Origin of the sequence: Arthrobacter sp. NPDC056886 (assembly GCF_042788715.1) — a bacterium.
Classification (GTDB): Bacteria; Actinomycetota; Actinomycetes; order Actinomycetales; family Micrococcaceae; genus Arthrobacter.
This window is the reverse complement of record NZ_JBHUBT010000008.1, coordinates 267,383-285,347: the sequence shown is the minus strand read 5'-3', so window position 1 is coordinate 285,347 and position 17,965 is coordinate 267,383. Positions and strand designations below refer to the sequence as shown.

At 63.7% G+C, this 17,965-nt stretch carries 13 protein-coding genes; 4 read left to right on the top strand and 9 right to left on the bottom strand.

The annotated features are described in order from the left end of the window. Positions 1-366: 366 nt before the first annotated feature. The 6 genes from trxA to dnaK are packed head-to-tail and all read right to left on the bottom strand — an operon-like array spanning position 367 to position 7,164. A complete protein-coding gene (trxA, locus tag ACFRJ8_RS15745) occupies positions 367-795 on the bottom strand; it encodes a thioredoxin (protein ID WP_003801398.1) in 429 nt (142 codons plus the stop codon). After that, on the bottom strand, positions 792-3,428 hold the full coding sequence (gene clpB / locus ACFRJ8_RS15740; RefSeq protein WP_377987087.1) for an ATP-dependent chaperone ClpB: 2,637 nt from the start codon (positions 3,426-3,428) through the stop codon (positions 792-794). The genes trxA and clpB overlap by 4 nt, the downstream gene beginning before the upstream one ends. Next, positions 3,425-3,739 (bottom strand): chaperone modulator CbpM, encoded by a 315-nt coding sequence (locus tag ACFRJ8_RS15735; protein WP_377987086.1) that lies wholly within the window; start codon positions 3,737-3,739, stop codon positions 3,425-3,427. Before ACFRJ8_RS15735 ends, clpB begins: the two co-directional genes overlap by 4 nt. Next, positions 3,736-4,713: a DnaJ C-terminal domain-containing protein gene (locus ACFRJ8_RS15730; RefSeq protein ID WP_377987085.1), complete on the bottom strand. Its 978-nt coding sequence runs from the start codon at positions 4,711-4,713 to the stop codon at positions 3,736-3,738. The genes ACFRJ8_RS15735 and ACFRJ8_RS15730 overlap by 4 nt, the downstream gene beginning before the upstream one ends. After that, positions 4,706-5,257: a nucleotide exchange factor GrpE gene (locus tag ACFRJ8_RS15725; protein WP_377987084.1), complete on the bottom strand. Its 552-nt coding sequence runs from the start codon at positions 5,255-5,257 to the stop codon at positions 4,706-4,708. The genes ACFRJ8_RS15730 and ACFRJ8_RS15725 overlap by 8 nt, the downstream gene beginning before the upstream one ends. Before the next feature lie 8 nt (positions 5,258-5,265). Further along, complete coding sequence (gene dnaK, locus ACFRJ8_RS15720; protein WP_377987083.1) at positions 5,266-7,164, bottom strand: molecular chaperone DnaK; 1,899 nt, start codon at positions 7,162-7,164, stop codon at positions 5,266-5,268. Between the two features lie 845 nt (positions 7,165-8,009). On the opposite strand from dnaK, the gene ACFRJ8_RS15715 reads away from it, so the two are divergent. From ACFRJ8_RS15715 to ACFRJ8_RS15700, 4 genes are all read left to right on the top strand, one after another. Further along, positions 8,010-9,779, top strand: coding sequence for an FAD-dependent oxidoreductase (locus ACFRJ8_RS15715; RefSeq protein WP_377987082.1), 1,770 nt, complete (start codon positions 8,010-8,012; stop codon positions 9,777-9,779). Positions 9,780-10,402: 623 nt separating this feature from the next. Then, positions 10,403-12,031 (top strand): PucR family transcriptional regulator, encoded by a 1,629-nt coding sequence (locus tag ACFRJ8_RS15710; RefSeq protein WP_377987081.1) that lies wholly within the window; start codon positions 10,403-10,405, stop codon positions 12,029-12,031. Positions 12,032-12,326: 295 nt separating this feature from the next. Continuing rightward, positions 12,327-13,436 (top strand): hypothetical protein, encoded by a 1,110-nt coding sequence (locus tag ACFRJ8_RS15705; protein WP_377987080.1) that lies wholly within the window; start codon positions 12,327-12,329, stop codon positions 13,434-13,436. A 359-nt stretch (positions 13,437-13,795) separates the two neighbouring features. Further along, positions 13,796-14,842, top strand: a complete 1,047-nt coding sequence (locus ACFRJ8_RS15700; RefSeq protein ID WP_377987079.1) for a helix-turn-helix domain-containing protein — start codon at positions 13,796-13,798, stop codon at positions 14,840-14,842. A gap of 133 nt (positions 14,843-14,975) precedes the next feature. On the opposite strand, the gene ACFRJ8_RS15695 is transcribed toward ACFRJ8_RS15700, so the two are convergent. From ACFRJ8_RS15695 to ACFRJ8_RS15685, 3 genes are all read right to left on the bottom strand, one after another. Further along, on the bottom strand, positions 14,976-15,671 hold the full coding sequence (locus ACFRJ8_RS15695) for a hypothetical protein (RefSeq protein ID WP_377987078.1): 696 nt from the start codon (positions 15,669-15,671) through the stop codon (positions 14,976-14,978). 146 nt (positions 15,672-15,817) lie between these two features. Further along, complete coding sequence (locus tag ACFRJ8_RS15690) at positions 15,818-17,152, bottom strand: EAL domain-containing protein (protein ID WP_377987077.1); 1,335 nt, start codon at positions 17,150-17,152, stop codon at positions 15,818-15,820. 296 nt (positions 17,153-17,448) lie between these two features. Further along, positions 17,449-17,667 (bottom strand): hypothetical protein, encoded by a 219-nt coding sequence (locus ACFRJ8_RS15685; protein WP_377987076.1) that lies wholly within the window; start codon positions 17,665-17,667, stop codon positions 17,449-17,451. Positions 17,668-17,965 lie beyond the last annotated feature (298 nt).

Below are 17,965 nucleotides of genomic sequence, written 5' to 3'. Positions count from 1 at the left end.
CTTCGGAGGGATGCCAGGAGGTCAGTGAGGTCGTGGCCGGTCGGCCGGAGAACTAGGCAAGGGTCCCCCTTCACGCAACGCGCCGCCAATGTCGGATACAGATAACGAAAGCTGACATCATTCCGGGCTCGACAATACGCCCGCTGTCACGTGTTTTCGAACGGATCCGAAAGGCTCCCGAAACTGTAGGGACGGCGAAGGCGCCCAGCACGTCGAGGTTGAGGCGCCCCGCGCGACCCGCCCGCACGGCCAGCAAACCCTTACAGTTCCCGCTTTGCCGGTCTGTCCGAGGTCTCGGTGGAACAGGTCGTTGATGAACCCTTCGTCGCCGGGCAACCGCCCGCCGTCGTCCGCTTTTCTTGTGCGCTACTTTGTGAGCGCCCCCTCCAACCAGGACCTCAGCACCGGCGCGGGAGCTGCGCCGGCCTGCCTCGCGACGATCTTGCCGTCGACGATGACCATCAACGTTGGCACCGCCTGAATGGCGAATCTGGCGGAGAGCTGCGGCGAGTGGTCCACGTCGACTTTCACAAGTTTGATCTGCCCCGCGCGTTCATGTGCCAACTGGTCCAGCACGGGGCTCACCATCCGGCAGGGTCCGCACCACACCGCCCAAAAGTCCACCAGTACCGGAACCCCGGACCGTTCCGCGATCTCGCCGAAGTCGTCATCGCCCGCTTCAACCACCCAGGGAAGCTCCCGGTGGCAACTTCCGCAGCGTGGCCGGCCGTCGGCGACAGCCGGAACGCGGTTGGATTTGCCGCAATGGGGACATTTGATGATGGCCTTGTTCATGCGGTTCCGGCCTCTTCCAGCTCCATCGTGCTGTAGTCAACCACTAGTTCCCCTCCGGATGCAGTCACCGTGACCACTCCGCCTTCCGCGATGCTGCCACGCAGCAAGGCCCGACCCACCTGCGTTTCCACCACATGGGAAATGTAGCGACGCAGGGGCCGGGCTCCGTAGACCGGATCGAAGCCGCGTTCGGCTATCAGAAGGCGCGCCTCCTCGGTCAGGTGCAGCTCTATCTGCTGCTCGGCCAGCCGCTGCCGCAGCTGCTGGAACTGCAGATCAACGATGCGTTCGATTTGCGGCAGGCCCAGGGGCGCGAACAGGACGGTATCGTCCACGCGGTTGAGGAACTCGGGGCGGAAATGCGCCCGGAGCTCGCCCATCACCATGCCGCGCGCCTCCTCGGTGATCGCCCCGCCTTCGGCCGAACCCTCCAGAAGATACTGGGAGCCGATATTGGAGGTCATGATGATGACGGTATTGCGGAAATCGACGGTCCGGCCCTGGGAGTCCGTAATCCTTCCGTCGTCGAGCACCTGCAGCAAGGTGTTGAAAATGTCCGGATGGGCCTTTTCCACCTCATCGAACAGCACCACCGAGTACGGCTTCCGGCGTACTGCTTCCGTGAGCTGTCCTCCTTCGTCGTAACCGATGTAGCCAGGAGGCGCCCCCAGCAGGCGGCTCACGGTGTGGCGCTCCTGGTACTCGCTCATGTCCAGCCGGATCATTGCGTTCTCGCTGTCGAAGAGCGCCGCGGCCAGAGCCTTTGCAAGCTCGGTCTTCCCTACGCCGGTCGGGCCGAGGAAGATGAAGGAGCCGATGGGCCGGCGGGGATCCCGGATACCAGAGCGGGCGCGGATGATGGCGTCTGACACAGCGCTAATCGCTTCTTCCTGCCCCACGACGCGGGCGCGCAGGATTTCGTCCAGGTGCAGGACTTTCTCTCGTTCGCCCTGCTTCAGCCGTGCGACCGGTATGCCTGTCCAGGCCGCGACGATGTCGGAGATCTCGTCCTCCGTCACCACCTCGCGGAGCAGGCGTTTTTCACCCTGTTTCGCGGTCAGCCGTTCCTCTTCGGCGGCCAGCCGTCGTTCGAGGTCGGCAAGTCTGCCATAGCGTAGCTCCGCCGCCCGATTGAGGTCGTAGTTCCGCTCGGCTTCCTCAGCCTCCTGCCGCAGCCGCTCCAGTTCACTGCGGATTTCCTGCAGTTTGTGGATCGCCTGGCGCTCGGCTTCCCATTGGGCCCTCTTCGCGTCTGCCTCGGCGCGAAGGTCTGCCAATTCACGCCTCAGTTCCTCGAGCCGGGTCTTGCTGGCCGGATCGGTCTCCTTGGAGAGTGCCGCCTCTTCTATTTCGAGCCGCGTGACCTTCCGCGTGAGCTCATCCAGCTCCGCCGGCATCGAATCAATTTCCGTCCGCAGCCGGGCGCACGCCTCATCCACGAGGTCAATGGCCTTGTCCGGAAGGAACCGGTCAGTGATGTACCGGTGGGAAAGGGTGGCCGCAGCCACCAGAGCACTATCCTGGATCCGTACGCCGTGGAAGACCTCAAGCCGTTCCCGCAGGCCGCGAAGAATGGAAATGGCGTCCTCGACGTCGGGTTCCTCAACCAGGACCGGCTGGAAGCGGCGTTCCAAAGCCGCATCCGACTCAATGTGTTTGCGGTATTCGTCGAGGGTGGTGGCGCCGATCATGTGCAGCTCCCCGCGGGCCAGCATTGGTTTGAGCATGTTCCCGGCGTCCATCGACCCCTCGGACGCGCCTGCCCCGACGACGGTGTGCAGCTCGTCTACGAAGAGCAGGATCCTGCCTTCTGCCGCCAGCACCTCGGCCAGCACCGCCTTCAGCCGCTCCTCGAACTCGCCGCGGTACTTGGCACCGGCCACGAGCGAGCTCATGTCGAGCGAGAAGATGGTCTTGTTCTTCAGCCCTTCCGGAACATCCTGCCGGACGATCCGCTGGGCCAATCCCTCCACAATGGCGGTCTTGCCGACCCCAGGCTCGCCGATCAGTACCGGATTGTTTTTGGTCTTGCGTGAAAGTATCTGGACGACCCGCCGGATTTCCGCGTCCCGGCCGATGACCGGATCCAGCTTTCCGGTGCGGGCGTCCGCCACCAGATCGCGGCCGTACTTCTCCAGCGCCTCGTAGGTCTGCTCCGGTGTTGCCGAGGTGACGCGCTGGTTTCCGCGCACTTGGGTCAGGACCGACAGGAATGCCTCGCGGGTGATCCGGTGATCAGCCAGCACCCTTCCGGCCGCAGTGGACCGTCCTTCCTCCGCCAGGGCCACCAGCAGGTGCTCCACCGAGACATACTCGTCTTTGAGTCGCTTAGCTTCACGTTCGGCGGCGTCCAAGAGTGCGCCCAGCCTGCGGCTCACATACACCTGGCCCGGTGCCGCTCCCGGGCCCGTGACCTTTGGCTTGCGCCTCAACTCGGCTTCGACGGCACCCCTCAGCTCATCCACATCCACCTGCATGCCCACGAGCAGGCGCGGGACCAGGCCACTTTCCTGCTCCAGCAGGGCCAGCAGCAGGTGCTCGCCGTCGGTCTCAGTGTGCCCATTGCGTTGGGCTATCCGTTGAGCCTCCGCCAACGCCTCCTGCGACTTTTGCGTCAAACTCTCCATGTTCATCGTGAAGTAGTCCCTTCCACCTGGGTTATTTCAACCAGTCGTCGTTCAAGCGAGTCGACCCGCACCAGCAGATCGAGTACCAACGGGATTGCCGCATAGTTCAGCGACAGCTCCGAATGGAGCCTCATGACGCGCGCTATGAGTTCCGGGGCCCGCGGACTGAACCAGGGCCCGCCCGGCGCATCGCCCAGCGGCCGGATCAGATCCAGATCTACGAACCGCATGACGACGTCCGGGTGGACGCCGCTGCTCCGGGCCACCGCCTCGAGGTTCAGGCGCCACGGATAGGCGAGCGGATATTCTCGGCTCATAGAAGCCCCTCCCTCGGGTGAAAGTCGGACACGGCGGCAAGTTCCTCGTAAAGCTTGCGCACGTCACTGCTCAGCCGCGGGGGCACCATGACGCGGATCTCCGCGTAGAGGTTCCCCGCCTGGCCCTTCGGGTCGGGCAGGCCCTGCCCGCGAAGCCGAAGTCTGCGCCCGCTGGAAGACCCCTCGGGTACGGTGATGGTGACCGGGCCCGCTGGCGCGTTGACCTTGATCTTGGCCCCGAGAGCGGCTTCCGACGGAGTGACGGGAAGGTCGAAGTGAATGTCCCGGCCCTTGAGCCGGTATCGGGGGTCCGGCTGGATGCGTACTGTCAGGAACAGATCCCCCGACGGACCCCCGTCGCGGCCCTCGGCGCCCTCCCCCGCGAGGCGGATGCGCTGACCGTCCAGCACACCGGCGGGCACGTCAACGTCATAGTTCCGGGTTTCGCCGCCCGGCTGGGCCAGGCGGACGGTGCGCCGTCCGCCACGGATCGCTTCTTCGAGGGTCAGCCGAAGCTCGGCTTCGTGGTCCGCCCCTTGGGCGGGGCCCCCTGCCTGTTGCCGGAACCAGCCGCCGAGCAGGTCCTCCCAATCGACGTCGCCTCCCATCTCGACGTCGACGTTGCCGTACCCGCCACGTCCAGGGCCCGGGCCTGGCCGGGGGCCGGGCCGCGGGCCTGGCCGGGGGCCGGGCCGCGGGCCGCCGGAACCCCAACGCCCGCCGCTGCCCCCCGTGCCGGCGGCGCTGCCGGCGTACTGCCGGTAGTCGGCGCCAAAACGGTCATAGCGCGTTCTGGTGTCGGGATCCGACAAGGTGTCGTAGGCCTCGCCAATCTCCTTGAACTTGTCTGCGGCATCCGGCTCGCGGTTGACATCCGGATGGTATTTTCTTGCCAGTTTGCGGTAGGCGCGCTGGATTTCGTCGGGCTTCGCTGTGCGCGGGACGCCGAGAACCGAATAGTGATCCTTAGCCACGGTCGGGGGTCACCGCCCGGCTCACCACAACGGCGGCTGGCCGGAGAGTGTTGTCCGGGCCACCGTAGCCAGGACGCAGCACGCTCACCAGGGTCCCAGGGGGAACGTCGTCAGTTTCCACCACACTGACAACCTCATGGACGCGCGGATCGAAGGGGACGTTCTCGGCGTCGATCCGGGGGTAGCCCAGACGGGCCAATGTATCGATGGCCTGTTTCCGGATTGAGGCTATGCCCTCCACGAGCGGGTCCTCCGCACCCGCCGGTGCGTGGGCCAGCGCCAGTTCCAGATTGTCCAGGATCGGCAACCATGCCAAGGAAACCGCGGCGCGCTCCTGGGCCCGTTGCTGCGTGCTGTCCCGAACGGCGCGCTTGCGCAGGTTGTCGTTGTCGGCCAACGCGCGACGCCACTGGTCCTCCATTTTGGCCAGCGCTTCCGCCTGTGCCGCCGCTTCGGTTTCCTTTTCATCGGGTGCGGGTGCGGCCGCGGCGGCCTCGTCACTTTCTGGATGGGCCTGTCCAGCCGGCCCTGCCTGGTCGCTCATGGCCATTCCTAGCCACGATCGAATTCTGCATCGACTATGTCATCGTCATCTACGCCGTTCGACGCTCCGGGTTGAGATGCGGCTCCCTGGGCCGCCCCAGCAGTGGCAGCGGAGGCAGCCGAGGCACTCAGTGCCGCCTGCAGTTGCTGAAGCTCGGAGATGAGTTCCCTCGCCGTGGACACCTCCGCCTGGTTACTGACCGCATCGCGTGCCTGTCCGATCAGCAGTTCTGCCCGGGCTTTGTCGTGCGCCTGGACCGCGTCACCGAGTTCGTTCACTGTCCGCTCAACGCGGTAGGCCACCGCATCGAGCTCGTTGAGGGTATCGATCCGCTCTCGGTTCTGCACGTCCTCGTTCCTGTGGGACTCGGCCTCGGCAATCATGCGCTCGACTTCCTTGGCGTCGAGATTGGAGCCTTCACTGATGGTGATGCCCTGCTCCTTGCCCGTGTCCTTGTCGCGCGCGGTGACATTCAGGATGCCGTTGGCATCGACGTCGAACGTGACCTCCACTTGCGGTTCCCCGCGAGGCGCCGGACGGATATCGCTCAGCTGGAACCGTCCCAGCACCCGATTATCCGCCGCCAGCTCACGCTCGCCCTGAAGAACCACCACGTCAACGGCGGGCTGGTTGTCCTCCGCCGTGGAGAAGACTTCACTGCGCCGGGCGGGGATGGTGGTGTTGCGTTCGATGATCTTGGTCATGACGCCGCCGCGGGTCTCAACACCCAGGGAAAGCGGTACAACATCCAGCAGCAGGACATCGGACACCTCGCCCTTGAGCACGCCGGCCTGGATCGCCGCACCGATGGCCACCACTTCGTCTGGATTGACGCTCATATTCGGCTCTTTGCCGCCCGTCAGCCGCCGAACGAGGTTCTGTACCGCAGGAATGCGGGTGGAGCCGCCCACCAGAATCACTTCGTCGATGTCATTAGCCGAGACTTTGGCGTCCGTCATCGCCTGCTGCACCGGCCCCATCGTGCGCTCGACGAGGTCGTGGGTAAGGTCCTCGAAGACGGACCGCCGGATGGTGGTGGTCAGGTGCTTGGGGCCCGTCGCGTCGGCCGTAACAAAGGGAAGATTGACCTGCGTCTGGGCGACCGAACTGAGTTCAACCTTGGCCTTCTCGGCCGCTTCAAACAGGCGCTGCAATGCCTGGGGGTCCGTTCGGAGGTCGATGCCGGACTCCTTCTGGAAGTCATCGGCGAGGTAGTCGACAAGGCGGCGGTCAAAATCGTCGCCACCGAGGTGTGAGTCGCCCGCGGTCGAGCGGACCTCCACTACCCCGTCGCCGACGTCCAAGAGGCTCACATCGAAGGTTCCGCCGCCCAGGTCGAACACCAGCACCGTCTCATGCTCACGCTTGTCAATGCCGTAGGCCAGCGCCGCGGCAGTGGGTTCGTTGATGATGCGCAGAACTTCCAGCCCGGCAATCTTGCCCGCGTCCTTGGTCGCGGTTCGCTGTGCGTCGTTAAAGTACGCGGGAACCGTAATAACGGCCTCCGTCACCTTTTCGCCCAACTGCTTCGCGGCGTCGTCCACCAGCTTGCGGAGGACGAGCGCGCTCACCTCTTCGGGCGCGACCTTCTTGCCCTGAACCTGAAAACGCGCCACGCCGTTGTCGTCCGCTACGACGTCAAAACTCACGGCCTTGGCCTCATCCGAGATCTCATCATAGTGCCGGCCGATAAACCGCTTGGCCGACGTGATGGTCCCCTTGGGGTTCAGAATCGCCTGCCGCCGGGCCAGTTGCCCCACAAGGCGTTCGCCGCTGTCCGTGTACGCCACGACTGACGGAGTGGTCCGGGCTCCTTCCGCGTTGGGTATGACGCGGGCTTCCCCGCCTTCCCAGACGGCGATCACCGAGTTCGTTGTTCCAAGATCAATTCCTACTGCTTTGGCCATGACTCACTCCGGTCCTAGAGGGCGCGACCGGCCCTGTGGCGACGTCCGCCCGAGGTTGCACCGCATGACGCACGCCCTGTGCCGGCCGCTGGGCCACCAGGCTCAAGGGCGTTGTCATGGGGCCTTATAGGGTTGAGTCTGCCCCTTGAGGGGAGCGACGGCATGATCCTCTAGGGTCAAATATGCTCCAGGGAATTGACCTGCCAGGACTAGGGGTCCACAGGCGTGTCCTCGAAGACGCTGAGAGTTTGGGGATCGACCGCCTCACATCTCGCCCACGAATGAGTCGCTCCCGCGTTGGCGACAGCGTAGGACTGAACGGGTGCCTGGTCTTGCATGCCGGCAAGGCTCGGGTTCCGTCCCGGATGATCGAGCTACGCGCAAGGACCGGAACAACTGACCCTCGCCAGTACGCGAATTTTCGAGGAGTGGGCTGCTTGTTCACTCGGGTATGGGATTCACTGCAACTCCGGTACACAGGGCACGACGACGACGACGACGGGAGGGTCCCGCAGTCGTCGACCTTCCTGCTCGACGCGGATTTCCCGGATGCACCACTTGACAGGCCAATGAGCCGGGTCTACTACTGTGCCTTAACCCGTGCATCCAATCGCCCCGCCCCATGACGGTGCCCATGCCGCCGGTCAGTAGAGACGCAGCCCTTACTGCCGGCTGTCGCGGCGAGGCCGGCTTCATGGCCGGACCGACATAGGAGCCAACATGATTCCTGGAATTCCTGATCCGCATCTCGCGCAGATTCGTCCGGTGCGGGTACGCACGCCGGAGGGCTGCAAGGATTGTCTGTCTTTGGGCACTCCGTGGGTTCATTTGCGTTTGTGTCTCTGATGGAACCTATCGGAGACTCGACGCTGATCGAAACGCCGGATGTCTCCGGCGCCTATCCACGGCTCGGCCAAGCCCAGATCGAATTGTTGGGCCGTGCCGGCACCAGCCGGGCTACGCCCGCCGGAGAAGTCCTCATACAGGAGGGAAACTTCGACAGTGACTTCTTCGTCATACTGCAGGGCACGGTGCTGGTCGTGGAGGGGCTGCATGACGCCGGTAGCAGACAGCCTGCTGAGCTGGGCCCGGGCACGCGGATCCTCGAAGTTCACGGTCCGGGACGGTTCCTCGGGGAATTGGGCCTGGTCGAGGGGCAGCCGGCCTATGTCAGCGCTGTGTCCTTCGAGGCGTGTGAAGTGCTTCAGATCAGCGGGGACGATCTGCGCCGCGTGGTTCTGACGGACGCCGCAGTGGGCGAGACCATCCTGCGGGCATATCTTCAGCGCCGAATCCTGCTGATCAGCGCGGGCGCGGGCATCCGCATCGTTGGATCCCGCTTCAGCCGTGACACCCTTCGCCTACTGGAATTTTCAGCCGCCAACCGCCTGCCTCACCGGCTGGTAGATCTGGAGGAAGACGAGCAGGCGCAGGCCATCCTGGACCGGGCTGGGATCCTCGCAAGTGACCTGCCCGCAGTGGTGCTCAACGCTTCGCAGGTCCTCAGAAACCCATCCAACGCAGACCTGGCCCTCGCCATGGGGCTGCGGGCAATGAAAGAGCATCCGGCCACGTACGATCTCATGGTGATCGGGGCCGGTCCGGCCGGCCTGGCGGCCGCCGTCTACGCAGCGTCCGACGGGTTGTCGGTCGTCCTTAAGGAAGGCTTCGGGTTAGGTGGGCAGGCCGGCACGTCGCCGCGGATCGAGAACTTTCTCGGCTTCCCCGCCGGAATCTCCGGCGGGGAACTGACTGAAAGAGCGATCCTTCAGGCCCGAAAGTTCAGAGTCCAGATCAACGTCGCCTGCCGGGCACGCACCATCGAGTTGAGGGACGGCGAGTTCCGCGCCGAGTTCAACGAGAGCGGCCCTGCATCCTCACGGGCCGCCCTGCTAGCAACTGGGGTCCGCTACCGCCGGCTGCCGGTCCCCGGGCTGGAGGAATTCGAGGGAATCAGTGTCTTCTACGCCGCCACTGTCCATGAAGCCAGGCTCTGCGGATTGCAGCCGGTGAGCGTCGTCGGCGGTGGAAACTCCGCGGGGCAGGCCGCGCTTTTCCTGGCTGGCACGGGATCACCAGTGCGGCTGGTGGTCCGGGGGGCGGACCTCCGCGCGGATATGTCGAGATACCTCGCGGAACGGATCGAAGAGCAACCGGGCATAGAGGTACTGTTGGGGGCCACCATCGTGGGCGTAGACGGTTCAGGCGCCCTCGAACGGATCGTCGTCGATCTGCGAGCCACAGGCGAACAGCGCATCTTCGACTCCCGATACCTCTTCATTTTCATCGGGGCCAAACCGCACACAGAATGGCTGCAGGGTACTCTCGCCCTGGATGATCACGGCTTTGTCCTCACCGGGGCTGATCTCGAGGACCTTCCTCCTGAGTTCAGCCATCTGGGGCGCAGACGGCTGCCCCTGGAAACCAGCGTTCCCGGGATGTTCGCGGCCGGCGATGTTCGGCATGGATCGGTGAAGCGCGTAACGGCTGCCGCCGGTGAAGGCTCAACAGCCGTGGCAATGATCCACGAGCACCTGCGCCTCCTCCGGGATGGACGGGTGCGCGTTGGAGCGAGGGACAGTGAAAGTCCAGCAGGAGGATCCCCCAGGCTGTGACGGACGACGGCACAAATTTCGCGATGTTCAATCAAGTCGCCGCGGCCATTAAGTTGTGTTTCGTTGATATGGACGACCGAAACGCAGATCCGGCTGGGCGCTAAGAAAGCCTTTGTCTGGCACTATCTGCCTCGCGTGCCTCCGGCTAGAGATACAGTGCCGTATATAGGGCCCGTCGACCGCAGGGGGCCTCAGCCGTCCCTACTGCGCGCACACCGGCCGGCGCCGCGGAAGCGTCGATTACGTCCGGAATGCCGTTGAGCGACCAGCACTGACGGCCAACCGCAGGGACATGACAGGAGCTTAACAACGGCGACATACGGGCGTAGTTTTGATGGTGTTGGTATGCCGATCCCGGCCTTGCCGCATCGGCCGCAGAGTTGGCCGGGCCGGCCGGAGACCACTCGCCGGTGTCCCGGCCAAGTACGGCGTTGGATAGCCTGCGTCGAGGTTCATTTTCAGGACGGCATACCGTGCGACCCGAAAATGGTCGATTCTAGACTCCGTGATCGGGACAAGCGGCTTGAGCCGAGTCTCGATCACAGAGGGAAACGGATTACGGTCTGCCCAGGCTTGTATCCCCTGTAGGATCCCCCTTGCTGTGGACGGAGACGAGGATCAATATGTTTGATCGACGTGTGGCAGAGGAAATCCTCAACACGGCCGCGCAGGCGGTGTCGGACATGTCGTTCTGTGAGGTCAAAGATCGTTACCTCGCGGTGAATGGCCAGTTGAACCCCGTCCCCGAACGCGCGGCATTGCCTCAGGATCAGGACGTCCGGCGCCTCAATGGCAGGGACTCCGTTCTCCCGTGCGCCAGGCCGGGCTGGCGATACGCGCTGTTCACCGTTGGCGACGATGCCGAGCTGAACGGGTGTCTGGTGCTGTCCGCCGCCGACCCTCCGGATCTCCCTCAGCTGATGCAGCTCCGGACAACTGCGGGGACAACGGGAACGACTCACGCTAGGGGATCCCACCAGGAACTCCCGAATGACGCAACCGGTCAGATGCTCCGCCGTGACGACAGAGACCAGCGTCTCCTGTCCCTCTCGGCGACAGTACTTGAGCTTGAAGAACACGCCAGGATCCGGGATGCCTTGGACCAGGGCGCGACCCCCGACCTCGGGGACAGTGACTCCAGGGAGGGACTTCTGGCGGAGGCACTTTCACGGCTGACGGGGCGGCCCATCTGTATTGAGGACGCGTTCGGGCATATCAGCGCGGCGGCTGGGACCGGATCCAAACGACCCTACCCCAGGCTTGGCGCGGCGGCCAGGTCGCGGAATGCGCAGCTCTGGCTTGCCTCCGGCTCACCAGTCCGCGAACCGCGAAGGCTCGTTGCCCTTGCCCTGTCGCACGGCGAGGTGTTGGGGGCTATTTGCATGCTGGAAACCGACAGTCCGATCACAGCCGGCAACGTCTTCGCTTTGAAGTACGCAACGCGGCTCTTGGAGGTCGAGTTGTCGCACCGCCGCAGCCTGGCCCGGCTGGAACTAAGGCTGGGGCGCGACCTCGTGGACGAACTCGTGTCCGGAATGGATGGCGCGACCGCAGGCGTTCGTACCGAGGCATTGGGATATGACATCAGTGGTCCGCAGCACGTCATCGTGGCGGAGTGGCAGCCGCCGAGAACTGACGACACTGTCGTGGTCGCACTGCGCAGGACGTTCCTGGAACTCCGTTCATCCGCGCTCGTTTCACGGCGCGCGGACATGGCTGTTGCCGTGGTGTGTGGAGCTCCGTTGGGTGCCGAGGTCTTTTCCGTTGTCGCCAAGACCCTGCGAAGCGCCACCGGCGCCATGGGCATCGGCGGTCCAAGCCTGGATGTCGCACACATTCCGCGCTCCTTCTCGGAAGCCCTGCACGCGCTGCACATCCGGGCCGGTTCCATCGATCGCTACGGTGTCACCCGCTTTGATCAACTGGGGATCTACCGCATCTTGGACCCAGCTGGGGGCGAACCGGATCTGGCCGGCTATATCGACGAGTGGCTCGGTACCCTGCAACGCGCCGACGACAGCCGGGGGTCTGACCTGGTGCAGACCTTGGCCCAGTATCTGGACCACGGCGGCAACTATGACTGTACAGCCCAGAGCCTGGCCATCCATCGGAGCACTCTGCGTTACCGCTTGAAGTCCATCCGGCAGATCACCGGCCTCGACCTTGCCGATCCCGAGACCCGACTAAACCTGCACGTCGCAACGCGCGCATGGCGCCTCCGACCGCACGGCGCCCCTTTTCACGTCCCATAGCCAGGCCTAATCGGCCGAATAGCCGCGGTCAGCGCGGTGTCGGTTGACCCGCCGGATTCGAATACGGGCAGCTTCCGGGCAGGCGGGGCAATGCGGCATCCATGGCGGGCAGAGGAACTCTCAGGTGACGCCGCGGCCGGTAGGCCATGACCGAGCGAGCACGGGAAGCCGGCAGCACCACGAACCGCGGCGGCCCGGAGCACACCCGACGGAGCCAGGCATCGGGAACCTGTGTCCACGTCAACGGTGACATCCAGTTCGCTGGTCATAGACACTGAACCTTAGGAGGCCGGGCGTGCCGGACAGTTCGGGCGAGGTAAACCGCATCAGTGCCCGTACACTGGGCGTGCTCGCCGAACCAGAGGTCACCGCCGAGTTTGCCGAGCGCAACGGCCGTGAAGTGGTCCATCTCCTCAACCTTGCCGATGAGCGCCACGACTGGTCCGTGGCGATCGAGTACCAGGATTTTACTGCTGGCAATGGGTTGGCGCCGATGCTGGACTCAATGGCGAAGCACCGGATTCGCCGCGCATGGGATGTCATGGTCTGCCTGACCGATCTTCCGATTCGTTTCGAGGGCCGGACTGTGGTCGCGGAAGTTGCGCTTGGGGAGCCGATCTCCCTTGTTTCCTTGCCCGCGCTCGGTGCCGTCAACATCGACCGCCGGGTCCGCACTGCCGTCGCCGACCTCGGCTGGGCGATGCACCGCCACTTCGATCCCGAGGATGACGCCGGGGAATTCGGTCCGCCCTCGCTGCACCAATCGCGGCACATCGAGACCGCCGTTCTCGACCACGGGCCGATTGGGTTCCGCTACGTCTCAGCAACCCGCGTTGGTCGCGGACGGTTGCTGGCGGGCATGCTGCGGGCGAACCGTCCGTGGCGGCTGGCCCTCGGATTGAGAAGCGCAATGGCCGCCGCGATCGCCACAGGCGCCTTCGCGCTTGTCACGAACACAATCTGGCAACTCGCAGACCTGCTGGGCGCGCCGAGACTGACGTTGCTGATGGTTCTTTCGATCAGTTCGATGGTGTTGTGGATCATCACCCAACACGACCTGTGGGAAAGCCCCCGGCGCGACGATCGCCTCGAACGATACAAGGCTTCCTTGTATAACACTTCTACAGTGTGGTCGTTGATGATCGGCGTCGTGATCAGCTACGTCCTGCTGTTCGTGGCCGTGCTGCTGGCCGCGGCGTTCACTATCGACGATGTCTTATTGGCGCTGACCCTGCAACATCCCGTGACTGTTTGGGACTTTGTGGAAGTCGCCTGGATGACGACATCGGCGGCGCTCATCGGTGGTGCGTTGGGCTCGGGATTCGAGTCAAAGGACGACATTCTTCGGGCGGCGTACGGCCAACGGGAACGCCATCGTCGCCAGTCGGTCGACGAAGGCGAATAATCCGGCCTTGCCGGAGCCGGCCTTAACTGCACCGGGAAGCCTCCGCCGCGGGCTGGTATTGGCGAGACACGGGAGTCCGTGCCAGGAGCAGCGAGGGGTAACAACGCGAAGGTAGCGTCTGCCTGTCCGTCCAGACCACGGTGGAACCAGTGGACCGCTTGCTGCGGGCTCCGCCTAGCCTCAGCGGACAACAGATCCGTCGGCCAGCATCGCGCACTTCTACCGCCTGCCAGCGGGCGCCCCAGCTGACCGGCCGAGGGTAGAATCTACTGGCGATCGACAACCCCTACAACACGGACACTCTTCCTGTTGCAGAGTGTGCACATTGAATCTCGGCTCAGCCAGGAGGTCCCGACCCCATGGAATACATATCTCCCGACAGCGTCGTTGCCGGCGGTCCGGACGGGTCACCGCAGGACCAGATCAATCGCTACAGTGTTCCGGCCGGGCTGAGCCCCGAAGAAAAATTCGAACATTGGCGGAGCTGGTACGGCAGCGCCATTGACGCTCCCGTTCGGTTGGAAAAAACCGAAAAGCTAGTTCGTCCGGGTTTCAATCCAACCGCCCTGAGCCTCGACGGTCCAGGGTTCAGTCTTGTTGATGTCACGAATGAACCCGCCAGTTGCTACTGGAACGGGGATACGAATCCCAGCGACTGGCTCGTGTATTTCAGGACTTCATGTGACAAGTTCAGCTTCTCGGGGCGCTCCGAGGCCGTCTCTCCCGGAACAGTCAGGTTCTTTGATCTTTCGTTGCCGGGCAACTTCTATGCGCCGGCCGGCTTAAGCGCGGTGCGGGTCCATTTCGATCGAGGCCTGCTGGGCCTAGACGACAGATCAGTTAAACGGCTACAGGGGTTGGCCGACATCAGAGAAAACCCCATTATGCGTGGGCTGATTATGCCAGCCCTGTCTGGCTGGCAGCGGACGGGCCTAGCGCAGGAGATACAGCGCCTCCAGCCGGTCGTCCGGTCGATGATGACGGCCCTGGTCAGCTCGTTGCTCGAAACCACGGCCGATCCCGGCGATCTAAAACTGGCCCGCATCGCAGCGATCAAGAAATTCGTGCGCAAAAACTTCAGAAACCCTGCCCTCACTGTTGACGAGGTCGTGGCCTACTCATTTCTTTCACGCCGCGCCCTTTACTACCTGTTCGAAGACGAAGCGCTCCAGGTCAGCGGACACATCCGCGCCCTGCGGACCTTGGAAGCCCTCGAGCTCCTCGCCGACGCAACCGCCTGGAAACGCTCTCTAACCGACATAGCGGCCGCCAGCGGGTTCACAAGCCTGCAAGCCATGCGGCGGGCCGTCAGGGAACTTACGGGGCTCTCGCTTAGGGACGCGCAGGAGAAACCAGAACTCCTGCGGACTCGAGCCGCCGAACTAAGGAAACTGACCGAGCTGTGAACTGGCCGGCCAGAATCTCGCCTGGCCGGTAGTCCGTGCCAAGCCTTTCGCCGGTCCTCCCTTCTGCCTCAATATCTGACGCGTTCCACACGACTCGTTTGCTTCGGAGATGACTTCGGAGATGACTCTGCCGTCATGGACTCCGGGGACCAGGGGCCAGGCTGTGCCCCGCCGAGGAGGGGGCGAAGCGGGCCCGCTCTTTCTTTTCTTCCCTATAACTCTTGACGATGCCGTGGCCTTCGCCGTGGCCGAGTCGTGAAATCATGATCGGGCCTGGGGGCAGGGCGACGCGCAGGGTCTCTCCGGTGGTTCTCTTGCCCAGCGAAAGTGCCTCGATGGACTCGCAGGGGGCATCGACGAGGGTCTCTGATCCGAGGCCCGACGCTGCGAGGACGAGGAGGCGCCGGGTCGTAAGGACGACGTACCCTGCGGTCTCGTTCAGGTACCCCCTGCCGATAGCCCGGACGGTTTCGTCTCGAGCCAGCGCACGGACGATGACACGTAACTCAGTCCGCCCGCCCAAGGAGAGCCCTGCCCTCAACGCGGCGTCCTCAATCCCGTGGTAATGCATGATCCCCTCGGGCAGCTTTTCCTCGATACTGGCCAGGTGCTCATAGTTCAGCGGCCCGGGATCTGCTGTCCAGGCTACGTCTGCCCCGCGCGCGGATGGCCATACGGCAGCGGTAAGCCTCGCGGCTCGGCGTCGCTTGCGGAGGGAAAATGGTACCTCGATATCGATACATTCCTCATCGCTGGACGTAGCCCTGAAACCTGATTCAACCGCGGCACCGCGGATGTGGTCACGGGCGGCGCCTACACCTGTACGCATCGTCCAAAGGACGGTTTCGGGAGCTGATGTCATCTGACTACTTTCCGCACAGTCGTGGAGTTGGTTCTCCGAGCCCAGTAAAGCGCGCAACTCGCGCCAGGCAGGAACACTGCTCGGGAGACTGGCCGGCTCCGAGGGATCGGGCCCTACGTATCATGACAATTGTCATTCCCACTCGTTGACGACCGGTTCCGCTGCCGCCAATGGGACCAGTCCGCCGGAAGCACAGATGGTCGTCCCAAGAAGTAGCCTTGCCCGGTGTTGACTCCCAGCTCAGTAACCGTGGCCAGTTCTGAATTGGTTTCGATTCCCTCGGCGACAAGACTTGCCCCGATTTGTGACGAGAAGCTGACCATCGCCGCGCACAGAGCTCTCTGGTTAGGGTCGTTGTCGATTCCCGCCACGACTGTCCGGTCAAGTTTGATCAGTTCTGGGCTGAGCCTCAGGATGTGGCGCATGGACGAGAACCCTGCGCCGACGTCGTCGATAGCTATGCGTAGCCCAGCGCTTCTAAGCGGGGCCAGCGCTGCTGCGAGACGTACATAGTCAGCTACGGCTGAGCGCTCAGTCAGCTCCACGACGATTCGCCCGGGTTTCAGACCGGAATCCCTCACGATGTCACATAGCCTCGGATCAAGGCAGGCCGCCGGCGAGAGATTGACCGCAATATAGAGATGGGCAGGAAGATCAGCTGCTGCAAGCAACGCAGTTTCCAAGGCAAGGAATTCGAGTTCGAGGCCCCGCCCGATTGAATCCGCCTCGTCGAACCATTGGTCCGGAGACCTGAAGGGAGAGCTGACGAACCGAGTGAGCGCTTCGGCACCGACAATCTCGCCGGCTCCCAAATCTCGGATCGGCTGAAACGCCGTGATCAATGTCCGGGTGGTGAGCAGGTGATCCAGGCGCGCGCTGATTTCCTGGTTCGCCGGGCTCTGCGCCGCGCAGTCAGCCAGCGGGCGCGCGATTCCCTCAAATCCTGACCTTCCGCCGCCCCCTTCGGACCGGCGCCGGCCGACGACCTCGATGCTCAGTCGCCGCCCGCCCCGGTGGCGGGCGGAAAGCACGAGCCCTGCCCGGCCCGCGCGTGCATCTGGTTTCCGTGCGGTCTTGAGGTCAGCAAGGTCGATGATGAGAGTGCACGGGCGTCCCACCAGGTCGGAGGGCTCATAGCCCAGTAATTCCCGACTTGCGCGGCTGGAGAAGGTAAACCGGCCGTCTGCTCCTATGGCCCAAAGCCATTCCCGGGTTGTGCTTAGGACAGTGTCCATGAGGCCGGCCGTAATTGACGCCTCAATCCGATCGCGGCGCTGCTGCCGAATAAGGCGCCAAGCCGCATAAAGGAGGACCGGAAGGAGCAGGATCGAGGCGAGGATGGACAATCTGGCGGGGACCTCGCGCCCGCTCCACGGCTCAAGACCAAACAGGAGAGGCAGGAGAATTGACAACGCCGATACCAACTCGAGGGACAGAACGGCCAGCAACCATCGACCGCCTGGTGTTGTCCTAGCTTGGCCGTTATCAGTCGGCGCTGGAGACGTGAACGACGGACGTCGCCAAAGTGATGTTTCCAAGACCGCGTTTATGCCGCCTCAGTCGTGAGGGCAATGTGCTGATGCATCGTGTCTGGTGACATGCAAGTCTTCTTCCGTGCTCGAATCGGTACTAGGTCAGCTGGGGTCAGCATCGGCAGATGTCCGCACACGGCACGCCGTGACGCGGCAGGGTATGTCCAGGATCAGGCTGGCCGGACATCGTTCTTGCCAGCACTCTCCCGGTCTTAGGCGAGATCGCGTTCCTGAGTGATTCCGTAGGGAACGTACGGGCTCAGATGTACTGTCAACGAGGTCGGTCCATTGCGGCTCACGAGAATTCCGTGACTGCCCTCCCGGAGAGCCCGTTCCCGAGCCAAATTCTCAGCGGCATCGAGGCATTCGGCGATCACCGGGGGCTCGTCTGCCGTGACGTGATAAGTAGGCCCGGTGGCGGCGGTGATCATGGGTCATTCCTGTTCTGGTAGCACTCATATGCATTTCGCTCTCGCGGGCCGGTGTCCCCGGACCGGAGCCATGCGTGCGGCATGGAAAGGTCTTTATGGATCGCGGGGCCGGGCCCTGGCGGCACGAACGGCCCAACCCTTCCCCCGGAGTTGCCCGGTCGAAAGCTGTCTGACCGCTTCAAAAATCCTACGGTTGATGGTCGTTCACGTAAGGGGGGCATTGTTCCAAAGTGTGCATTCTTTGGTCCCGGACCAATCACTTCGTGCAGGAGTCTCGTCAACCGAGCCTGCGTCAGTG